We start from the raw sequence: 19,230 nt of genomic DNA on the forward strand, positions 1-19,230 counted from the left end.
TCGCCTATCTCAAGACAACCCTGACAGCGATCGCCAATGGTCATCCGCAAAGTCGCCTCGACGATCTGCTCCCGTGGAACTTCAAACCGTCAAGCTAAGTGGATGGTGCTGTCCAGCTACCGCTTACATAGGACCGACCATTCGTTCACAGCGCAGCATTCGTATTTGGCAACGGTACGAACTGAAGGACGGGTCGACTTGGCCTCGGCGGGTTATATCGCCTGTGTTGCACTCCTAAGTATTTGGAAAGTCTATGACAACGTCTTTTCCGAGGGTCAAACCCACGGCATTGCAAGCCGCCTGAATAATCCTCAGCTTCTCTCGATTGGCGATATTTGTCCCGATTAGCCAACCATCAATAATCTCTTCCGCGCGAGCCAAATCTGGCCGCTTTGGGTAGATTTCCTCCGGTGAGCGCGCGATGTGATTGCGAGATTTGCCACGAGCAGCGCGTGCGATATCGACCATTCGATCGGGATACCGTTTCGCAATTTCACCAAGAATCTCCACCAGCGCTGACTTCGCCGTGTTAGTTGTTCTCGCCTCACCGAAAAGTTCGAAAGCAACCTGTCTACCACTGGAACTGGGTGAGCTGTTCGTCTTGGATGGCGTGACGAGCTTCGCGGGTCTAACTGAAGCCTCGACCGCTTTTGGCACCACGAGTTGGTCAACGCTCTTCGTGAGCGAAAGTGATTGAAGGAACGCCAAAACAGCAGTGCTGGACGGCCTGACGCCAGAAATCGCTTCAGTTTGGTCTTGAAGCAATTCTACCAGCAGCTCTTCCGGTTCCCCCACCAATGACTGCCATGCTTGTGGTATGCTGCGCTGTGCCTCTCGACGAGACCGCAGATCACGGAAGTCCACATCAACCGCATCTCGGGCTTCACCCGTCCTCACCCTCTCTCTCTGAAGATAACGCCTGAATGTTTCCTCCAGCTGATTTTGGTCTCGCTCGACAAGGTGGAGCTTTTGAACTCGGCGCTGCGAGTAATCGCCCTCCCCTGGCGGGTAGTAGAAGCTCCATTCCCGGCCATCCGTGAGAACGCAAATCGGAACACCTTTGTGGAAAGCATACTCGAATAATTGTTTATCTCCGAAACCAGCGCGCCCCACCCCCTTGACCTCGATGAAGACGCTTGGCTGCCTCACGCCACCAAAAAGGGCAAAATCTACCCGACCACCTGGCATCGAGAACTCCGGAACAATTTGAGCGGGGTCAGCATCATCCCACCCAAGTGACCGAAGGATTGGGAGGACGACACCAACCGAGACTGCGGCCTCGTTTTGGTATGCGCCTTCCTCAAGTCGTGAACGTATAGATTTGATGAGGTTTTCTAAGGACATTCGCCATCATTGTTGCGGCTTGGTTCACTTTGCAAGTCTCCAAGAACACGTTCTGCCGCCCCATATGACCAAGAGTTTGGCATCACCTAAGTTCAAAACGCCTTTCAGTCGAAAGCCTTCTGCCCCCACGTCCAAGGAAAGGGCTGAACCCACCGATATATGACGTCAAGGTGGCAAAAGACACCAATACTGGGAAATTGGCCATTTATACGCGCCAAATGGCCAAAACTTTTGGGGGTGTCCGCAAACTGTGTTGGTGCGCTTCGTTATTTTGAAGAAAGGCCTATATTATTCCGCTTTTCCCGCGGAGGATGCCCTTGCTACACCACGACTTTCGCCGTTTTCTCGATGCCCTCGAAGACCTGAACCCGGCCCAGATCGAGGACGCACAAACGAAAATCCAGGATCTCCGACGAAAGACGGAAGCGATCTCGGAGATCGAAGCACGGACAAACCAAGATCACAAGTGCCCCTTCTGCGGCGACGAGCGCCGCCAGAAGTTGGGCCGCACGCGGACCAAAATCCAGCGCTACCGCTGCACCGGTTGCCAGAAGGCTTATTCGGGACGAACGGGCAGCGCCATCGGCCGCATCCATCGCCCAGACCTGTTCATGGTGGCGCTGCGGGATATGTTGGGCACCTCTGCACCGCAGTCGGTGCGCAAGCTCGCGAGACGGCTCGGGCTCAACAAATACACGGTCTGGCGCTGGCGGATTCTGGTGTTTTCGATCATCGGGAGCAGCATCTCATCGGCGAGCTTTTCTGGGATCATCGAGGCGGACGAGACCTACCAGCGAGAGTCTCGAAAGGGGTCTCGAGAATGGGTCCGCCACTTCGCCGATCCGCAGAACGTCCCGCGGCCGCCGCGCCCTCGTTGGGAAGACTTCACGACACAAGGGCTGAAGATGATGCGTGGTCTCTCAAGCTGGCAACTCCCCATCCTCACGGTCGCCGACCGTGGCGGTTCTCGCCTTTTTCGGCGGCTACCGAACCGCAAGAGTGCCACCGTGGAGCGCGCCATGAAGCCTCTGGTTCCGGATGATGCCGTGCTCTGCTCGGACGGAGGAACTGGCTACAGGAACCTCGCGGCGGCACGCCAACTGGAGCATTTTGTGGTCGGCAGCAAGCCCGGCAAACGCGTGGCCTCAGGCTGCTATCACATCCAGAATGTGAACTCACTCCACGCCTGCTACAAGAGGTTCATCAAGCCCTTCTGTGGTCCGGCCAGCAAGAACCTCAGCGGCTACATCCGTTGGCTCGAGGTGAGACTGGAGGGGATACGACCCGCGGAACTTGTCCGCGCATCGTAAATCTGGTGTCATGGCAGAGGTCCGCTTCAAGCCTGAAACGGACCGGGTTTGTAGGGCTTGGACCTATCGCTCTCGATCCGATTTCGCCTTCATTGCGCTGCGCACGAGCTTGCCAAAAGCACGATCCTTTTCTCGGCGTTCCGCGAGACTGGCAGAGTTGAAGGCGTCCTCGGCTTGGAGCTTGCGCCAGCGGGCGAGCCGGGCGGGGTCAAGGCTGGCGCCCTCAATCGCGGCCAGGATGGCGCAGCCGGGTTCGGTTTTGTGCTGACAGTCGGTGAAACGGCAGTTCGCGGCCAGCGCCTCGATATCTTCGAACACGTCGGCGATGCCTGCTGCGGCGTCGGTCAGCTGCAATTCGCGCATGCCCGGCGTGTCGAGAACGAGGCAACCGCTCGGCGTGGCATGCAGCTCGCGCCGGGTCGTTGTGTGCCGACCTTTGGCATCGTCATCGCGGATGTCTTGCGTGGCGATGGCCTGCGTGCTGAGGAGCGCGTTCGTCATGGTGGATTTGCCGACACCGGAGGAGCCGAGGAAAGCAACGGTGCGGCCGGGCTTGCACCAGTCGGCCAGCGCCTCAACCGGTTCGGCGCCGCGGGCGTCCAGCGCCACAACGGGCACCCTTTCGGACACGGCCTGCGCAGCGTCGATGTAGGGCACGGTGTCCTCTGCGATGTCCGCTTTCGTCAGGACGATCATCGGCTCGATCCCGGCTTCGAAGGCCAACGCAACGTAGCGCTCCAACCGCGCCACGTTGAAATCCGCGTTGCAGGATGTGACGACGAAGATCGTGTCGATGTTCGCCGCGATCAGCTGCACCTCGCGGCCGGTGCCCGGCGCTCGGCGCTTGATCAGGCTCTTGCGATCCAGCACCCTGCTCGACCGCGGGCGCGCGCGATCGAGCAACAGCCAGTCTCCCACGGTTGCCTCTGGTCCCGGCGGGATCGTCTCGTCGATGCCGTCGCCCGCCACCTGCAACCCGCTGCGATGCACCGCGACCACGCGAACTGGGGGCGTTTCGGTGAAGGCTTCGACGTCGATCTGGCTGGCCAAGGCTGGGCCCCAGCCGAGGCGTTCCAGCGCCGAGGGTGCGCGTCGCGCCGGTGTGGCATCCGGCAGGAAGGCGGAGTAGTCGCGGATCATCGGTCTACCAGAGCGCTGGATCGTCGAAAGCTGCAACGCAACGCGCAGGCCCGCGCAGGGGCGACAGCGGCACTCCCGTAAGGCTTTGGGCGATCCAGCCGTGTGGCTGCTGGAGCGGCTGTGGCGCGGGAAGGTCAGCCTCCGAAACGGGTTTGAACCCGACGCGGCCATAGAAGGCCGGGTCGCCATAGGTCACGGCGATATCCACGCCCTCCTGCCTGAGCAAGTCGAGACCGTGGGCGATCAGCCGCTGCCCTATGCCCTTGCCCTGATGCGCAGTGGACACCGCCACAGGGGCCATCATGAAGACCGTGCGCGGATCGTTTGCGTAGGTGAGGCGGGTGAAGATGATATTACCGAGTAGCGTGCCGTCCGCCCAGGCGGTGAAGACGCGCAGATCCTTAGCGGGTGTCTCCGTGATCAGTCGGCGCGCAAGGGCGCCGACCACCGCGCCTTCCTCCGCGCCCTCCGAAGCAGCGAAAGTTGATGCGAAGAGACCCGTGATCGCGTTGGCGTGTGTCTCGTAATCCGTTGAAAAGTTCATTGTCATGTCTCCATCGGCGGGCTGAACCCGCCAGTTGTTGGGAAATCGGTTCGCGCTGCCCGTCAGGACTTTTGCAGCACGAACATCTCGAAGCTCACGATCCCGTCGCAGGCATGGTAGGCGGCCAGTTCCGCGCGCAGATCCTCCACCACCCGCGTGCCTTCCAGCCGCTGCTCCATCTCAGCGACGCGCGCCTCGAGCGGGCGGTAGTAGGTGTCCATCGCCTCTCGCCCCATGTCGAAATGCCCGAGCAAGCGGAAGCCGGCGCGTTTCGCCTGTGCGAGCAGGACGGGCACGCGGGTCATCGCCGGGTATGCCGAGGCCCAGTAGGCGCGCAGCTCCTCGGGCGGTGTCTCGGTCCGCCAGACCATTTCGGAGAAGACGAGCGCGCCGCCGGGACGCAGGAGGGGCCGCCAGTTCCGCAGCGCACTCTCGACGCCGATGATGTAGGCGCTGCCCTCAGCCCAGATCACGTCCCACGGGGCGTCCGGCAGAGGCAGCTGCGCCATGTCCATGTTTCGCACCGCCACCCGGTCGCCGAGGTCCGCAGTCGCCAACCGCTCGCGCAGCCGCTCGAGCGCACCCGCGTCCGTGTCGGTCGCCAGGATGCGCGCCGAGGTCGCCTCGGCCAGAACCATCGTCGCCATGCCGGGGCCGCAGCCAATCTCGAGGATCGTTCTGGGCGCGAAGGGCACCATGGCGAGCGCTTTTCGCGTCGCGACCTCGGTCGCCGGCCCCCACCAGTCGAGGCTGGAGAAGACGTCCATGAAGCAGGCCATGTAGTCGTCGTGTGCGTTCATGTCCCTCGACAGCCACGCGACCCGCGCGGCCTCCTCACTGGAAAAACCCTGCATCATCAGCCAGGCGCGGTGCAGTTCGGGCGCCACGCGCTCGAGCTCCTCGTGCCAGTCCTTCAGGCTGCCGCGCCCGAGGAGCGCTGCGAGCAGGTCTCGCGACCGCGTCTTCTCGGTGATTTCGCGTTCCAATGTCTCAAGCCGATGGCCCAGCATCTCGCGGTCGAGCTTTCCATCGAGGCAGACCTGACACTCCTCCAAGCTGAGGCCGCCTGCCTGGAGCTGCTGCATAAGACGCAGCCGCTGCCGGTCAGCGTCGGAATATACGCGATAGCCATTCGCCTGCCGCTTGCCCTTCAGCAGGCCGAGCTTCTCGTAATAGAGCAACGTCGTGCGCGAAAGGCCCACGCTCTCCGCCAGTTCCGAAATCCGATACATCCGTCGCCCTACCCGCTAACACTGATTCTTGACCGTTGAAGCTGTCATAAGGTGTGAAGCTATAGACAGGTCAAGCTTCGGCAAGGAAGAAAGTCGGCTCCGTCCGCATAGTTGACCAACACGTTTTGCGGACACCCCCAAACTTTTTGTTTATATTACCAAAGAACTTGGAGATGGACGCGACTTGGTCGTCAAATGGTCATCTTAACGTGTCCGTGGTCAAGTTTTGGTGGTCGCTTCAACAATTCACCCCCAGAATTCACCCACACTTACTATGCCCACAGCTCCCGCAGGTCATGCAGCCCTCGACCATCCGCATGTCGAACTGACCGCAAGACGGGCAAGACTTGCCGCGCGGGGCGTCGAGGCCCACGACCTTCGCCTGCGGGTCGGTCTTCAGACCCATGCCCTCGCCCGCGATGAAGCCGGTGGCGATCATGTGGCGCTCGATCACGCCGCCGATGGCCGCGAGGATTGAGGGGATATATTTGCCCTGCATCCAAGCCCCGCCGCGCGGGTCGAAGACGGCTTTCAGTTCTTCCACCACGAAGGACACGTCACCGCCACGGCGGAACACGGCGGAAACCATGCGGGTCAGTGCCACGGTCCAGGCGAAATGCTCCATGTTCTTGGAGTTGATGAAGACCTCGAAGGGACGGCGGTGGCCGTTTAGCACGATGTCGTTGATGGTGATGTAGAGCGCGTGCTCGCTGTCGGGCCATTTGACCTTGTAGGTGTTGCCCTCAAGCTCCGCGGGGCGGTCCAGCGGATCGGACATATAGACGATCTCGCCGCCTTCGCTGACCTGATCGGGGCTGTCGGCGGGGGCCTTGTCGCTCTTCTCGGAAGAGACGCTCAGAACCGAACCGGTCACATCGTTGGGGCGATAGGTGGTGCAGCCTTTGCAGCCGGTGTCCCAGGCCTGCATGTAGACGTCCTTGAAGGCATCAAAGGAGATGTCCTCGGGGCAGTTGATGGTCTTGGAGATCGAACTGTCGATCCATTTCTGCGCCGCGGCCTGCATCTTGACGTGGTCGGCGGGCGACAGGGTCTGGGCGTTGACGAAATAGTCGGGCAGCGGCGCGTCACCCTTCAGCTCGCGCCACATCTGCACGGCGTAATCGACGACCTCTTCCTCGGTCCGGCTGCCGTCTTTTTGCAGCACCTTGCGGGTGTAGGCATAGGCAAAGACCGGCTCAATCCCCGAGGACACGTTGCCCGCGTAGAGGCTGATCGTGCCGGTGGGGGCGATGGAGGTCAAAAGCGCGTTGCGGATACCGTGCTCGCGGATCGCTTCGCGCACGTCATCGTCCATCTGCTGCATGGTGCCGGAGGCGAGGAACTTTTCGGCATCGAAGAGCGGGAAGGCCCCCTTCTCTTTCGCCAGTTCCACGCTTGCCAGATAGGAGGCGCGGGCGATGGCTTTGAGCCATGCCTCAGTCTGGGCCGCCGCCTCGTCAGAGCCATAGCGCAGGCCGACCATCAACAGCGCATCGGCAAGGCCGGTGACGCCCAGACCGATGCGGCGCTTGTTCTGCGCCTCGGCAGCCTGTTCGGGCAGCGGGAAGTTCGACACGTCGACAACATTGTCCATCATGCGAACGGCGGTGGCGACCAACTCGCTCATAGCGTCTTGATTGAGATGGGCGTCGTCCTCGAAAGGCTGTGCGACCAGACGGGCAAGGTTGATCGAGCCCAGAAGGCAGGCGCCATAGGGCGGCAGGGGCTGCTCGCCACAGGGGTTGGTGGCGGCGATGGTCTCGCAATAGTTCAGGTTGTTCGCGGCGTTGATGCGGTCGATAAAGATCACGCCCGGCTCGGCGTAATCATAGGTCGCCTGCATGATCTTGTTCCACAGATCGCGCGCCTGCACGGTTTTGTAGACCTTATCGCCAAAGACGAGGTCCCACGAGCCGTCGGCCTTCACGGCCTCCATGAAGGGGTCGGTGACCAGCACGGACATGTTGAACATGCGCAGACGCGCGGGGTCGGACTTGGCGGCGATGAAATCTTCCACATCCGGGTGGTCGCAACGCATGGTCGCCATCATCGCGCCGCGGCGGGAGCCTGCGGACATGATGGTGCGGCACATGGCGTCCCAGACATCCATGAACGACAGCGGGCCGGAGGCATCCGCAGAGACGCCCAGCACATCCGCGCCGCGCGGGCGGATGGTGGAGAAGTCATAGCCGATTCCCCCGCCCTGCTGCATGGTCAGCGCGGCCTCTTTCAGCATGTCAAAGATGCCGGACATGCTGTCGGGCACGGTGCCCATGACGAAGCAGTTGAACAGCGTCACGCGGCGCGCGGTGCCGGCGCCTGCGGTGATGCGGCCCGCGGGGAGGTATTTGAAATCCTCCAGCGCGTTGAAAAACTTGTCTTCCCAAACATCCGCCTTCGATTCGACCTGCGCGAGGTCGCGAGCGATGCGGCGCCATGTGTCTTCGACCGTGACGTCCTTCGGGGTGCCATCGGCCCCTTTAAAACGGTATTTCATATCCCAGATTTGTTCGGCGATCGGGGCGGTAAAGCGGGACATGAGGTAACTCCTGAGGTCAATGGCAGGGGCTCTTATTAGCTAGGCTCTGCCTGAGTGAAAACCGGAAAATTGCGCTCCATCATACAAGAATTTGCATGTGATTGAAATCCAACTACCTTATATGGCGTGGATCAAAGGAATCGCTGGGGGGCGATGTGACCGGTAAAATGAACCTGATAAAGCTTTCGGTCGGCACCGAAGGCGTCGAAAGCCTTGCCAAATGGCAGGCGCGCAAGGACGTGCGCACGCATGACGGCTTGCCGCGCCATGTGACCCGCATGTGGCCCAAGCGCGAGGCCGAGATTCTCAACGGCGGCTCGATCTACTGGGTCATCAAAGGCGTGATCCAAGCCCGCCAGCGCATCGTCCGGCTGGAAGAGGTCACCCGCGCCGACGGCATCCGCCGCTGCGCCATCGTGCTGGACCCCGAGATCATCCGCACCCAGAACAGCCTGCGCCGCGCCTTCCAAGGCTGGCGCTACCTCAAGCCGGAGGACGCGCCGCCCGACCTGCCCGAGGGCCGCGAGGCCGAGGCGGAACTGCCCGTGGAATTGAACCGCGCGCTGGCCGAGATCGGCGTGCTCTGAGCCTCAGTCGGCGTAGAGCGCCTCGATCTGATCCCCATAGAGTTCGTAGACCTTGGCCCGGCGCACCTTCATCGTCGCGGTTACCTCACCGTCGTCGTGATCGAGCTCCTTGCGCATCAGCCAGACCTTCTTGACCTGTTCGACCCGCGCCAGATCGCGGTTCTGCTTGGCCACCTCCGCGTCGATCAATTCCTGCACCTTGGGGTGCTCGGCGAGCGAGCGGAAAGTGGTATAGGCGATCCCATGCCCTTCGGCCCAGAGCCGCACCGTATCCATGTCGATCTGCACCAGCGCCGTCACATAGGGCCGTTTGTCGGCCACGGCGACGACCTCCTTGATGAAGGGGCTGGCCTTGATGACATTCTCGATATGCGCGGGCGCGAGGTTCTTGCCCGCGGCATTGATCATGATGTCCTTCTTGCGGTCGATTAGCGTGATCGAACCGTCGGCCTCCTCGCGGCCCACGTCGCCGGTATGCAGCCAGCCGTCACGGATCGTCTCGGCGGTGGCCTTGGGGTTCTTGTAATAGCCCTTGAAGATGGTCCCACCCGAGAACAGCACCTCGCCATCCTCGGCGATCTTGGTGCGCACCCCGCTGACCGGGAAGCCGATGCGCCCGTCGCATTGGCCCCAGGAGCGCTGGATCGTGCCCACGCCCGAGGTCTCGGACATCCCCCAAGCCTCGCGGATATTCACGCCGATCCCGCGCATGAAACCCAGAAGCTCGGCGCTGATCGGTGCGGCGGCGGAGATCGCGAAACTGGTCCGCCCGAGGCCGAGATAGCTGCGGATATGACGGTAGATCAGCGCATCCCAGAAGGCATGGGCCAGCCGGTCCCCGGCGCTCCATTTGTCGCGTCGGATCATGCCGCGCCGCTGCGCGCCCTTCAGCGCCATCAGCGTCATCGGCCCCTTGATCCTTCCGGCGGTCTGCGCCTGCACCAGCACGCCCGCCTGCATCTTCTCCCAGATCCGCGGCACGCCGAAGAACACCTGCGGCGCGACCTCCCGCAGGTCGAGCGTGATGGTCCGAAGGCTCTCGCCGAAGTTCATCACAAACTGCTGCGCCAGCCCGTTGATCACCGTCACCGCCTGTTCCGCGATGTGGCACAAGGGCAGGTAGCTCAGCACATCCGTCCCGGGCGGGTAGTCGCCGAAGACATCGTGCGCCACGCCCACGCCGGCGTGGATGTTGCCATAGGAAATCTCCGCCGCCTTGGGCAGCCCGGTGGAGCCGGAGGTGAAGACCATCATGGCGGTGTCGTCGGGCTCGATCCCCGCCTGCCGCGCGCGCAGGTCGTCTTGCAGTTCCGAAAGCCGCGCCCGGCCCCGGTCGAGCAGATCGTCGAAACTAATCAGCCCCAGCAGGTCCTCGCCCCGCGTGCCCTTGGGGTTGAAGATCACCAGCTGGCGCAGCTGCGGCACTCGGTCACCCAACTCCTTGATCTTGTCGAGCTGCTCCTGATCCTCAATGAACAGCACCGTGCTGTCCGAGGCGTTGATCAGATGCTCCAACTCCGCCGCCGGGCTGGTGGGATACATGCCCACGACCACGCCCGCTGCCGCGTTGATGCCGAACTGCGCCTGCACCCATTCGCTGCGGTTCTCGCTCAGGATGCCGACGTGATCACCCGCTTTCAGACCCAGATCGACAAGCCCTGCGGCGGCGGCCTGCATGATCTCCTGCAGGCCGGCCCAGGTGATCTCGTTCCAGATGCCAAATTCCTTTTGCCGCATCGCCACCCCATCGGGGCGGTTCTTGGCATGGTTGTGCACCATGCGCACCAGCGGCGCGAAGTCGCCCTTGAACTCGTCGAATGCCATCACGGGCCTCCCTAGCTGAGCCAGCGTTTGCGGCGCTTGTAATGTTTCACGTCGCGGAAGGACTGCCGCGCGCCGCCCTCCTCGCCCATGCCAAGGTAGAAGGACTGGATGTCCTTGTCCCCGCGCAGCTTCTCCACATCGCCCTCCATGACGATCTGGCCGCTTTCCATGATGTAGCCGTAGTCGGCCACCGAAAACGCCACGCCCGCGTTCTGCTCCACCAGCAGGATCGCGGTGCCGTCCTCTTGGTTCAGCCGCTTGATCGTGTCGAAAATCTCAGCCACCACCTTGGGCGCGAGCCCGAGCGACGGCTCGTCCATCAGGATGAGCTCGGGCCGCGCGATCATCGCCCGGCCAAAGGCCAGCATCTGCTGCTCCCCGCCCGAGAGATAGCCCGCGATCTGCCGCCGCCGCTCCTTCAGCCGCGGGAAGAAGGCATAGACCTTGTCGTAATCCGGCTTCGCCTGCCGCCGGTCCAGCGCGTAGGAGGCGGCGATCAGATTGTCCTCCACCGTCATCTCGCTGAAGATCCGCCGCCCCTCGCGCACGTGAAACAGCCCCTGCTGCACCAGACGGTCGGGCTGGATCGACATGATCGACTGGCCCTTGAAGGAAATCCGCCCCTCGCCCACCTCGCCGTTCTCGAGGCCAAGCAGGTTGCTCGCCGCCTTCAACGTCGTGGTCTTGCCCGCGCCATTGGTGCCCAGAAGCGTGACGATCTTGCCGTCGGGCACCTCCAGCGACAGCCCGCGCAGCGCCTGCACCGTGTGGTGGTAGGTCACTTCGATGTTCTCGATGGTCAGCACGGGCGCTCCTTTCTCTAGGGTGTGGGGCGCCCGCCGGACGCCCCGCATTCATCAAACGGTGAACCAGTCCGATTTCGGCGTGAACAGCCCATCCTCCGGGTTGTAGCCATAGACGCGGCCGGTCCCGATGGCGTTGTTCTCCATGCTCACGGGCCCGCCAAAGAAGCCGCCCGAATCCCAGTCCGAAATGCCCGAAAGCTTCTCGGCGATGTTGTCGGGGGTCAGTTCCAGCCCGGCTTCGGCGGTATCGCGGAAGGCCTTCATGGCGATCTCCAGCCCGCACATGGTCTGGATCGCCCATGTCGACATGTAGTTCTCCAGCGGCGTGCCCGCGAACATCTGCTTGCTGAGTTCGGCATACTGCTGGTAGCGCGGCGCGTCTTCGCGGTCGTAGAAATAGCGGTAGGGCATGACGCCTTCGTAGCCCGCAAGGAAGGGCCCGGCCTCGGCGGTGATCCGGTCGGCGATCAGTTTCTCCATGCCCCAGAAGGTGCCCTTGAACTTGACCGGCAGGCCAAACTGCCGCGCGCCGTCGATCAGCTGCGGCCAGACGCCGGTGACATAGCCCTGCAGGATGCAGTGATCCGCACCGGATTGCGCCAGTTTGGTGACATGGGTGGGAATGTCAGCGCCCTCGGCCTTGGTGCTTTCCTCCAGCACGACCTCGAGGCCCAGTTCCTCGGCGGTCTTGCGGCCATGCTCAATCGGATCGCGCCCGAACTCGGTGTTGGAGAAGATGAAGGCCACCTTCTGCCCGCCCTCGTTCTTGATGTTCTGCAGCAGGATATCGAACTGGCTCTGATAGGTCGGCCCCGAGAGATACTGGTAGGGGTGCGTCTCGGGGTTTGCCAGTTCCGAGGCAAAGGAGGTCGAGCCCATGATGCGGGCGTTCTCGCCCTTGAGTTCAGGCGCGATCAGCTTCATCGCGCCGGTGCTGTCGGCGAAATAGCCGATCATGTTCTTGCCTTCCGAGGCCAGCGCGCGCTGGTAGTTATTGAGCGCGTTCTGCGGCACGTAGCCCGAATCCTCGGTGACGAAGCGGATCGGCACACCGGCCACGCCGCCCTCGTCGTTGAACAGTTTCGCAGCCATGGCGAAGGCAGGCGCGACCAACTGCCCCGCCGTGGCGAAGGGCCCCGTGAGCGGCAGCGAGGCGCCGAGCACATATTCCTTGGGCTGGGCACGCAGGATCATCGGCGTGCCGATGGCCGCCGTCGCGGCAGCCGTGGTGGCGAGGAAGGATCGGCGGTTCATGGTCATCTGTCTTCTCCCTGATGTGGCCTTTTGATTACCCGCGCGCAAACGGCCAACGGTTTGCGGCGCGCAGGATGCGATCGACGATCTGGTTGATGCCCAAAGGCTCCTTGAGCAGGAACAACACCAGCAGCACGCCGAAGGCGATCTGCTGGAGGGGTGCGCGCAGCTGCCCCGCCCCGGCGCTGTCCCCGGCGAGCGCGCCGAAGAGCACCTTGATCACCTCGGGCACCATGACGACGATGATGACACCGAAAACCGGCCCCATCGTGCGCCCCATGCCGCCGATGATCAGCGCCGCCACGAGGTTGAGCGAGAGCGCCAGTTCGAACTGCTCGGGCAGGATACGGGCGTAGAAATAGGCGAAGAGCGCCCCGGCAAGGCCGCAGTAGGCCGCTGAGAGAGCGAAGCTCATCAACTTGTAGCGCAGAAGCGAGATGCCAAGGATCTCGGCGGAGTAGTCACGGTCGCGGATCGCGATGAAGGCACGGCCCACCCGGGTGCGGATCAGGTTCTGCGCCGCAAGTAGCGAGACGAGGCCGACGACGGCGATCAGCCCGAACATTTCGCGCTTGGTATCCAGCTCCCAGCCCAGCAAGTTGGGCACATTGGTGTTGAGCCCCACCATGCCGCCGGTCCAGGGGGCAAAGAGGTCTTCCTCAATCAAAAAGATCACGATGAAATTCGCCGCCAGCGTCGCCACGGCAAGGTAGAGCCCCTTGACCCGCAGGCTCGGCAGACCCACAAGCACCCCCACCGCCGCCGCCAGTGCGACGGCCAAGGGCACCGAGACGAAGGGCATCAACCCCGCCGGGATCACCCCCGCGCCGAGGTTGCCGAAGATCGTCACCGCATAGGCGCCGATGGCGACGAAAGCGCCGTGGCCCAGCGACACCAAACCGGTATAGCCGGTCAGAATGTTGATCCCCACCACGGCGATCAACAGGATGCCCATCTGGCTGGCGATCAGGATGAGGTAGTCGTTGCCGAACAGCGTGAACAGGACAAGCGCAAGGATCGACCCGTAGACAAAGGCCTGTTTGTAGCGGTTGTTCAGCACCCGCTCGTCGGCGGCATAGCTGGACTTCAGATTGGCGTTGATCATATCCGCTCGACCTCCTTTTGTCCCATCAGCCCGTGCGGGCGCCAGATCAGCACCACCAGCACAGTGACGTAAGGCACGATCTCGGCCCAGCCGCCGCCCATCTGCCACTGGGTCATGGCCTCCAGCACGCCCACCACCATCGCGGCGATCAGCACGCCCACGTAGCTATCCAGCCCGCCCATCAGCACGATCGCTAGCACCGAAAAGCCGAAGAGCCCGAGGCTTGGCGAAATGCCGTTGCGCGTGGCGAGGATTGCGCCCGCGATGGCTCCGGTGGTGCTGGCCAGCACCCAGGCGCGGGAGAAGACCTTGGGGACCGAGATGCCCATGGAATAGGCGGTGGACTGGTCCTCGGCCGTGGCGCGGATGGCGATGCCGCCCTTGGTGAACTTCACGAAGGCGACGATGCCGCCAAACAGCAGCAGCGCCACGGCCATGTTCACCAGATCGGTGCCGAAGAGGAAGATCATCGTGCCGAAAAGCTCGAAGCGGATCGGCATGTTAGGCGCGATATAGGGCACGCTTGCGGCATCCGCCGTCCAGATCAACTGCGCCGCCCCCGACAGGATCGAGATCAACCCCACCGTCACCATGATCATGGCAAAGATCGACTGCCCCATCAGCGGGCGCATCAGCACCCGCTCGATCACCCGGCCGAGGATCGCGTTGCAGACCAGCGCCCCCGCCAGTCCCAGCAGGATGCGCGGCAGGTTCGCCACCCAGTCGAGCACCGCCGCCACGGGCGAAAACATCGGCAAATCGCCCCGCATCTCGACCATCCAGCCGGGCTGCCACGAGGCCAGCCATGCGGGCGCCCAAGGCTGGGCGGGAACGATCACGGCGAAGGTGAAATAGAAATAGGCGCCGAACATGATCAGGTAGCCATGGGCGAAGTTCACCACCTTGGTGGCCTTGTAGACGCTCACGATGCCCACGGCGATCAGCGCGTAGATCGCCCCGGCCATCAGCCCGTTGATCGCAAATTGCACGAACTGCCCCATCAGAGCGCCTCCCTTTCCATACGCCCGGAATTTTTCAAAAATTCCGGCCCGATTTCTTTTAAAGAAATCGGCGTCATGCCGCGGCCCCCAAATAGGCTTCGATCACCGCCGGGTTGTTGGAGACCTCCTCAGGCGTGCCGCTGGCGATCTGCTGGCCAAAGTTCAGCACGACGATGCGGCTACAGATGTCCATCACCATGTGCATGTCATGTTCCACCAGCAGGATCGTGGTGCCGAATTGCTCCTGCACGTCGAGGATGAAACGCGCCATGTCGGCGGTCTCCTCGCGGTTCATGCCCGCAACCGGCTCGTCCAGCAGCAGTACACGCGGGCGCATCGCCAGCGCGCGGCCCAGTTCGACCCGTTTCTGCAAGCCGTAGGGCAGCATGGTGATCGGATATTTGCGGATATGGTCGATCTCGAGAAAATCGATCACCTGCTCCTCGATCTCGCGGCGCAGCTCCAGCTCGGCCTTCTGCGCCGCGCCGAAATAGCGCAGCGCCTGCCAGACATTGGTCTTGAGCCGCGTGTGCCCGCCGAGTTTGATATTGTCGAGCACTGTCATGCCGCGAAACAGCGCGATGTTCTGAAAGGTCCGCGCGAGGCCAAGGCCTGCGCGCTTGTCGGGGCTGAGCGTGGTGATATCCTCTCCGTCAAAGGCAACGCTGCCCCGGTCGGGCCTGTAAAACCCTGAAATCGCATTGAAAAGTGAGGTTTTGCCCGCGCCGTTGGGGCCGATCACCCCGGTGATCTCTCCGGCCTTGGCTTCGAAATTCACCCCCTGCAGCGCCTTGATGCCGCCAAAGGACAGATGCAAATCCTCAACCCTCAGCAATCGCCCACTCCCATGCGGCGACGGCTGCGGCCCCCCGCAAGGGGCGCGTGACATCCGATCATCGACGGATCCTCCCTATGTCCCGACCCCTGCCCCTTTTGGCGGTGCTTGTGGTATCGGCCTGTTGACCCTTTCACCCTATCCGAAGCGCGGCATCTCGCAAGTCTTTCGGTTAGGCGCGCGGGAAAGCGCCCCCGCGCCGGAGCGGCTCGGAAGGTGCAATGCTATGGAAGGGAAGGGAAAACCCCGTGGCTGTGACGCTACGTCAGGTCAGCTGTGCGATCAGGGTTTTCAGCGCTTTGCGGCTGTGATCCTCTAGGGGCGCCATGCGCGAGCGCCAGAGCGTCGCCTGCGATTGCAGGATCAGCCCGTCGCTGAGGATCTTCAGGTGATTGGCGCGCAGGGTTTCCCCGCTGGAGGTGATATCGGCGATGGCCTCGGCGGTCTCGTTCAGCACCGTGCCCTCGGTCGCGCCTTGGCTGTCGACCAGCGCATAGTCGGCCACGCCATGGGTGCGCAGAAATTCCCGCACCAGCCGGTGATACTTGGTGGCGATGCGCAGACGGAAGCCATGTTCGGCGCGGAAGGCGGCGGCGGCGGCGTCGAGATCATCCAGCGTGTCGACATCGACCCAAGCCTGCGGCACGGCAATGATTAGGTCGGCATGGCCGAAGTTCAACTCTTCCACCGGTTCGACCAACTGATCCCAAAGCGCCAGTTTTTCCTGCACCAGATCGGTGCCGGTGACGCCCAGATGGATCCGCCCCGCCGAGAGTTCGCGCGGGATTTCACCCGCCGAAAGCAGCACGAGCGAGACATCCTCGATCCCCTCGACCTTGCCCGCATATTCGCGGTCGGACCCTGTGCGTTGCAGGCTGACGCCGCGCGCGCCGAACCATTCAAAGGTCTTCTCCATCAGCCGCCCCTTAGACGGCACACCCAGTTTCAGCGTCATTGCCCGGCCTCCAGTTCCAGCATCAGGCCGGGGCGCATCACACCGCCCACCGCCGGGATTTCGTCGCCCTGCCCCAGCCGCCGGGTCAGCGCGTCATAGCGCCCGCCAGAGGCGATGCTGGGCAGATCGGGCCGCGAGGCGGCACGGAAGGCAAAGACGAAACCGTCGTAATATTCCATCGAAGACCGGCCATGGCTGGCCTCAAAGAGCAGCGCGTCGGTGTCGATGCCGCGGGCGCGCATTGCATCGGCGCGGGCCGCGACACGGGCCACGGCATCGCCGATGGCGGGCATGTCGACGGCCAGATCGCGCAGGCGGCTCAGCGCGTTGGGCAGGGTTTCCCGCACCTCCAACAGCGCCTCGAAAAGGTCGACCTGCTGTGCAGAGATCGGCGGCGTCTGCGCATCCTCGCGCAGGGCCGCGACGCGGGCTTCGATCTCGGCACGGGAGCGCAGCCCCACCATCGGCGCGTCGCATGTCACCTCGGCCTCGGCCAGCAACGCCTTGCGCCCCGCGGGCACAGGGCTGCGCCCGGCATAACGGTCAAGCAGCGCACGAAAGCGGCGTGGGCGCCAGATGTGGCGCATCAACGCCTGTTTGCGCGCAGGCGATGTGCCCAAGCCCTGCACCGCCGCCATCAGCACGCCGATGTCGCCGGTCACCGGGCGCACCGGCAGCCCCTGCATCGCCTCGGCGATCAGGGCGAAAACCTCGGCATCCGCCGCCGCCGGATCGGCACGGTCGAAGACCTCGAAACCCACCTGAATATACTCATTGGCGCGGTTCGGGTCGTGTTCCTGACGGCGGAAAACCTCGCCTGAATAGGTGTAGCGCGCGGGCTCGGCCCCATGGGCCATATGCATCTGCACTACGGGCACGGTGAAATCGGGGCGCAGCATCTGCTCACCGCGCAGCGCGTCCGAGGTGACATAGGCCCGGGCGCGGATATCCTCGCCATAGAGGTCCAGCAGCGTGTCCGCCGGTTGCAAGATCGGCGGCTCGACCAGAACGGCGCCCTGCCCCTCGAAAATCGCGCGCAGGGAGGCCGCGCGCGCCAGCGTTTCGGAACGTGTGGGCATCAGCTTGTCCGATCCAGAATATCGCGCACCGCTTTGATCAGATCGCCGCGCGGCATCTCATATTGGTTGGGGCGCTCTTTCCACTCGTCATGGCTGGCCTCTTGCGCCAGTTGCGCACCCAGCACCATGTCCTTGATCTGCACCACGCCGCGGTCCTTTTCGTCACCGCCCTCGATGACCACCACGGGGCTTTGCCGCTTGTCGGCGTATTTCATCTGGTTGCCGAAGTTCTTCGGATTGCCGAGGTAGACCTCGGCCCGAATGCCCGCCTGCCGCAGCTCGGCCACCATGGCTTGATAATCAGCCATGCGGTCGCGGTCCATCACGGTGACGACGACGGGGCCTGTCGCTTCGGCCTCAAGCCGCCCTTTGGCGGCCAGCGCGGCGAGAAGACGGTCAACACCGATGGAGACGCCGGTCGCTGGCACTTCCTGCCCGGTGAAACGCTTCACCAGATCGTCGTAGCGCCCCCCGCCCGCGACCGAGCCGAAGTTCCGCGCGCGGCCCTTTTCGTCTTTGATCTCGAAGGTCAGTTCGGCCTCAAAGACCGGGCCGGTGTAATAGCCAAGGCCGCGCACGACCGAGGGGTCGACGACAATTCGATCGGAATGATAGCCCTGAGCATTTAAGAGATCAGCAATCTCTCCAAGCTCGTTGGCTCCTTCCAACCCCACTGCAGAACCCTCGACAATCTCTCGTAGGTAAGAAATTGTTAGCTTATTTCTTAATTCACTCGGCGCAACACCCTCGTTACTACTGTTCATAGCAACTTCTTGAGCATGATCGCGGAACTTGCGTAGGAACGGTCGCCCTTCTGCATCATTGCCCGTCATATCGTAGGAACCCAAAAGGCGGATGCGACTTTCGATTGTTTCATTTGCCCCGACAAATCTCATCACTGTGTCGACTTGCGCCTCGCCCAGCCCCGCACCTTTGGTGAAATCGCCACTGTCGTCCTTGCGGCCCTCACCCAAAAGCGCGCGCACGCCGTCGGGCCCCAGCCGGTCGAGCTTGTCGATGGCGCGCAGCACGATGCCGCGCTCAGCCTCTTTGTCGTCGCCCGAAAGCCCGGCCACTTCGAGCACGCCGTTCAGCACCTTGCGGTTGTTCACCCGCACCACATAGTCGCCACGTGCGATGCCGACTTCCTCAAGGCAGTCGGCCAGCATGGCGCAGATCTCCGCATCCGCCGCCACCGAAGGCGCGCCCACGGTATCGGCGTCGCATTGGTAGAACTGCCGGAACCGCCCCGGCCCGGGCTTCTCATTGCGCCAGACCGGGCCCATGGCGTAGCGCCGGTAGGGCATCGGCAGGTCGTTGCGGTGCTGGGCATAGACCCGCGCCAAGGGCGCGGTCAGGTCATAGCGCAGTGCGAGCCAATCGCCGGGCTTGTCGCCCTCGGCATCCTCCTGCCAAGCAAAGACGCCTTCGTTCGGGCGGTCAACGTCGGGCAGGAACTTGCCAAGCGCCTCAACCGTCTCCACGCCCGAGCTTTCCAGCGCGTCGAACCCGTAGCGGTGATAGACGGCGGCGATCTTGTTCAGCATCTCGGCCCGATGGGTCACCTCGGTCCCGAAATAATCGCGGAACCCTTTCGGGGTTTGCGCCTTGGGACGGGGGGTTTTCTTGGGCTTTGCCATGGCAAGGATCCTCGGTGCATCAATTGGCCTCGCGT

At 62.9% G+C, this 19,230-nt stretch carries 17 protein-coding genes; 3 read left to right on the plus strand and 14 right to left on the minus strand.

All coding sequences use genetic code 11. The annotated features are described in order from the left end of the window. Window positions 1-98, plus strand: a 98-nt coding sequence (locus tag FCK22_RS15535; RefSeq protein ID WP_136720389.1) for a transposase domain-containing protein, incomplete at its 5' end; no start/stop codon positions are given. Window positions 99-234: 136 nt separating this feature from the next. On the opposite strand, the gene FCK22_RS15540 is transcribed toward FCK22_RS15535, so the two are convergent. Then, window positions 235-1,344, minus strand: coding sequence for a hypothetical protein (locus FCK22_RS15540; RefSeq protein ID WP_067260816.1), 1,110 nt, complete (start codon window positions 1,342-1,344; stop codon window positions 235-237). 317 nt (window positions 1,345-1,661) lie between these two features. On the opposite strand from FCK22_RS15540, the gene FCK22_RS15545 reads away from it, so the two are divergent. Beyond that, a complete protein-coding gene (locus tag FCK22_RS15545) occupies window positions 1,662-2,654 on the plus strand; it encodes an IS1595 family transposase (protein ID WP_169306096.1) in 993 nt (330 codons plus the stop codon). 63 nt (window positions 2,655-2,717) lie between these two features. Here the strand turns inward: FCK22_RS15545 and rsgA are convergent, their stop codons facing one another. The 4 genes from rsgA to FCK22_RS15565 all read right to left on the minus strand — a co-directional run bounded on the left by rsgA (window position 2,718) and on the right by FCK22_RS15565 (window position 8,109). Beyond that, entirely contained in the window at window positions 2,718-3,794 is a 1,077-nt protein-coding gene (gene rsgA / locus FCK22_RS15550; RefSeq protein WP_067260820.1) for a ribosome small subunit-dependent GTPase A, read from the minus strand. Window positions 3,795-3,798: 4 nt separating this feature from the next. Beyond that, window positions 3,799-4,338 (minus strand): N-acetyltransferase, encoded by a 540-nt coding sequence (locus tag FCK22_RS15555; protein ID WP_067260823.1) that lies wholly within the window; start codon window positions 4,336-4,338, stop codon window positions 3,799-3,801. A gap of 62 nt (window positions 4,339-4,400) precedes the next feature. Next, a complete protein-coding gene (locus FCK22_RS15560; RefSeq protein WP_067260824.1) occupies window positions 4,401-5,570 on the minus strand; it encodes a MerR family transcriptional regulator in 1,170 nt (389 codons plus the stop codon). Window positions 5,571-5,829: 259 nt separating this feature from the next. Then, on the minus strand, window positions 5,830-8,109 hold the full coding sequence (locus FCK22_RS15565) for an adenosylcobalamin-dependent ribonucleoside-diphosphate reductase (RefSeq protein WP_067260827.1): 2,280 nt from the start codon (window positions 8,107-8,109) through the stop codon (window positions 5,830-5,832). A 155-nt stretch (window positions 8,110-8,264) separates the two neighbouring features. On the opposite strand from FCK22_RS15565, the gene FCK22_RS15570 reads away from it, so the two are divergent. Then, complete coding sequence (locus FCK22_RS15570) at window positions 8,265-8,696, plus strand: DUF1489 domain-containing protein (RefSeq protein WP_136720548.1); 432 nt, start codon at window positions 8,265-8,267, stop codon at window positions 8,694-8,696. 3 nt (window positions 8,697-8,699) lie between these two features. Here FCK22_RS15570 and FCK22_RS15575 read toward each other — a convergent pair whose 3' ends face one another. From FCK22_RS15575 to hisS, 9 genes are all read right to left on the minus strand, one after another. Continuing rightward, entirely contained in the window at window positions 8,700-10,520 is a 1,821-nt protein-coding gene (locus FCK22_RS15575) for a long-chain fatty acid--CoA ligase (RefSeq protein ID WP_067260832.1), read from the minus strand. An 11-nt stretch (window positions 10,521-10,531) separates the two neighbouring features. Next, the gene (locus tag FCK22_RS15580; RefSeq protein WP_067260834.1) at window positions 10,532-11,374 is read right to left on the minus strand and encodes an ABC transporter ATP-binding protein; all 843 of its coding nucleotides are present in this window, start codon (window positions 11,372-11,374) and stop codon (window positions 10,532-10,534) included. A gap of 3 nt (window positions 11,375-11,377) precedes the next feature. Beyond that, window positions 11,378-12,586 (minus strand): ABC transporter substrate-binding protein, encoded by a 1,209-nt coding sequence (locus tag FCK22_RS15585; RefSeq protein ID WP_231886255.1) that lies wholly within the window; start codon window positions 12,584-12,586, stop codon window positions 11,378-11,380. Window positions 12,587-12,614: 28 nt separating this feature from the next. Continuing rightward, entirely contained in the window at window positions 12,615-13,685 is a 1,071-nt protein-coding gene (locus FCK22_RS15590; protein ID WP_067260836.1) for a branched-chain amino acid ABC transporter permease, read from the minus strand. Next, window positions 13,682-14,686, minus strand: a complete 1,005-nt coding sequence (locus FCK22_RS15595) for a branched-chain amino acid ABC transporter permease (protein ID WP_067260843.1) — start codon at window positions 14,684-14,686, stop codon at window positions 13,682-13,684. Before FCK22_RS15595 ends, FCK22_RS15590 begins: the two co-directional genes overlap by 4 nt. Window positions 14,687-14,759: 73 nt before the next feature. Continuing rightward, a complete protein-coding gene (locus FCK22_RS15600; protein WP_067260846.1) occupies window positions 14,760-15,575 on the minus strand; it encodes an ABC transporter ATP-binding protein in 816 nt (271 codons plus the stop codon). Between the two features lie 211 nt (window positions 15,576-15,786). Then, a complete protein-coding gene (gene hisG, locus FCK22_RS15605; RefSeq protein WP_067260848.1) occupies window positions 15,787-16,476 on the minus strand; it encodes an ATP phosphoribosyltransferase in 690 nt (229 codons plus the stop codon). Continuing rightward, entirely contained in the window at window positions 16,473-17,555 is a 1,083-nt protein-coding gene (locus tag FCK22_RS15610) for an ATP phosphoribosyltransferase regulatory subunit (protein ID WP_067260851.1), read from the minus strand. The genes hisG and FCK22_RS15610 overlap by 4 nt, the downstream gene beginning before the upstream one ends. Beyond that, window positions 17,555-19,195 carry a histidine--tRNA ligase gene (gene hisS, locus FCK22_RS15615; RefSeq protein WP_067260852.1) on the minus strand — a complete coding sequence of 547 codons (1,641 nt, stop codon included), beginning with the start codon at window positions 19,193-19,195 and terminating at the stop codon, window positions 17,555-17,557. Before hisS ends, FCK22_RS15610 begins: the two co-directional genes overlap by 1 nt. Window positions 19,196-19,230 lie beyond the last annotated feature (35 nt).

The organism is Sulfitobacter sp. 15WGC (genome assembly GCF_005068605.1).
Classification (GTDB): domain Bacteria; phylum Pseudomonadota; class Alphaproteobacteria; order Rhodobacterales; family Rhodobacteraceae; genus Sulfitobacter; species Sulfitobacter faviae.

Bases quoted from the DNA above. Each gene is read 5' to 3' on its own strand.
- FCK22_RS15610 (WP_067260851.1), bottom strand. From the start codon at position 17,555: ATGCCCACACGTTCCGAAACGCTGGCGCGCGCGGCCTCCCTGCGCGCG.
- FCK22_RS15590 (WP_067260836.1), bottom strand. From the start codon at position 13,685: ATGATCAACGCCAATCTGAAGTCCAGCTATGCCGCCGACGAGCGGGTG.
- hisG (WP_067260848.1), bottom strand. From the start codon at position 16,476: ATGACGCTGAAACTGGGTGTGCCGTCTAAGGGGCGGCTGATGGAGAAG.
- FCK22_RS15555 (WP_067260823.1), bottom strand. From the start codon at position 4,338: ATGAACTTTTCAACGGATTACGAGACACACGCCAACGCGATCACGGGT.
- FCK22_RS15585 (WP_231886255.1), bottom strand. From the start codon at position 12,586: ATGACCATGAACCGCCGATCCTTCCTCGCCACCACGGCTGCCGCGACG.
- FCK22_RS15560 (WP_067260824.1), bottom strand. From the start codon at position 5,570: ATGTATCGGATTTCGGAACTGGCGGAGAGCGTGGGCCTTTCGCGCACG.
- rsgA (WP_067260820.1), bottom strand. From the start codon at position 3,794: ATGATCCGCGACTACTCCGCCTTCCTGCCGGATGCCACACCGGCGCGA.
- FCK22_RS15575 (WP_067260832.1), bottom strand. From the start codon at position 10,520: ATGGCATTCGACGAGTTCAAGGGCGACTTCGCGCCGCTGGTGCGCATG.
- FCK22_RS15580 (WP_067260834.1), bottom strand. From the start codon at position 11,374: ATGCGGGGCGTCCGGCGGGCGCCCCACACCCTAGAGAAAGGAGCGCCC.
- FCK22_RS15565 (WP_067260827.1), bottom strand. From the start codon at position 8,109: ATGTCCCGCTTTACCGCCCCGATCGCCGAACAAATCTGGGATATGAAA.
- FCK22_RS15540 (WP_067260816.1), bottom strand. From the start codon at position 1,344: ATGTCCTTAGAAAACCTCATCAAATCTATACGTTCACGACTTGAGGAA.
- hisS (WP_067260852.1), bottom strand. From the start codon at position 19,195: ATGGCAAAGCCCAAGAAAACCCCCCGTCCCAAGGCGCAAACCCCGAAA.
- FCK22_RS15595 (WP_067260843.1), bottom strand. From the start codon at position 14,686: ATGGGGCAGTTCGTGCAATTTGCGATCAACGGGCTGATGGCCGGGGCG.
- FCK22_RS15600 (WP_067260846.1), bottom strand. From the start codon at position 15,575: ATGTCACGCGCCCCTTGCGGGGGGCCGCAGCCGTCGCCGCATGGGAGT.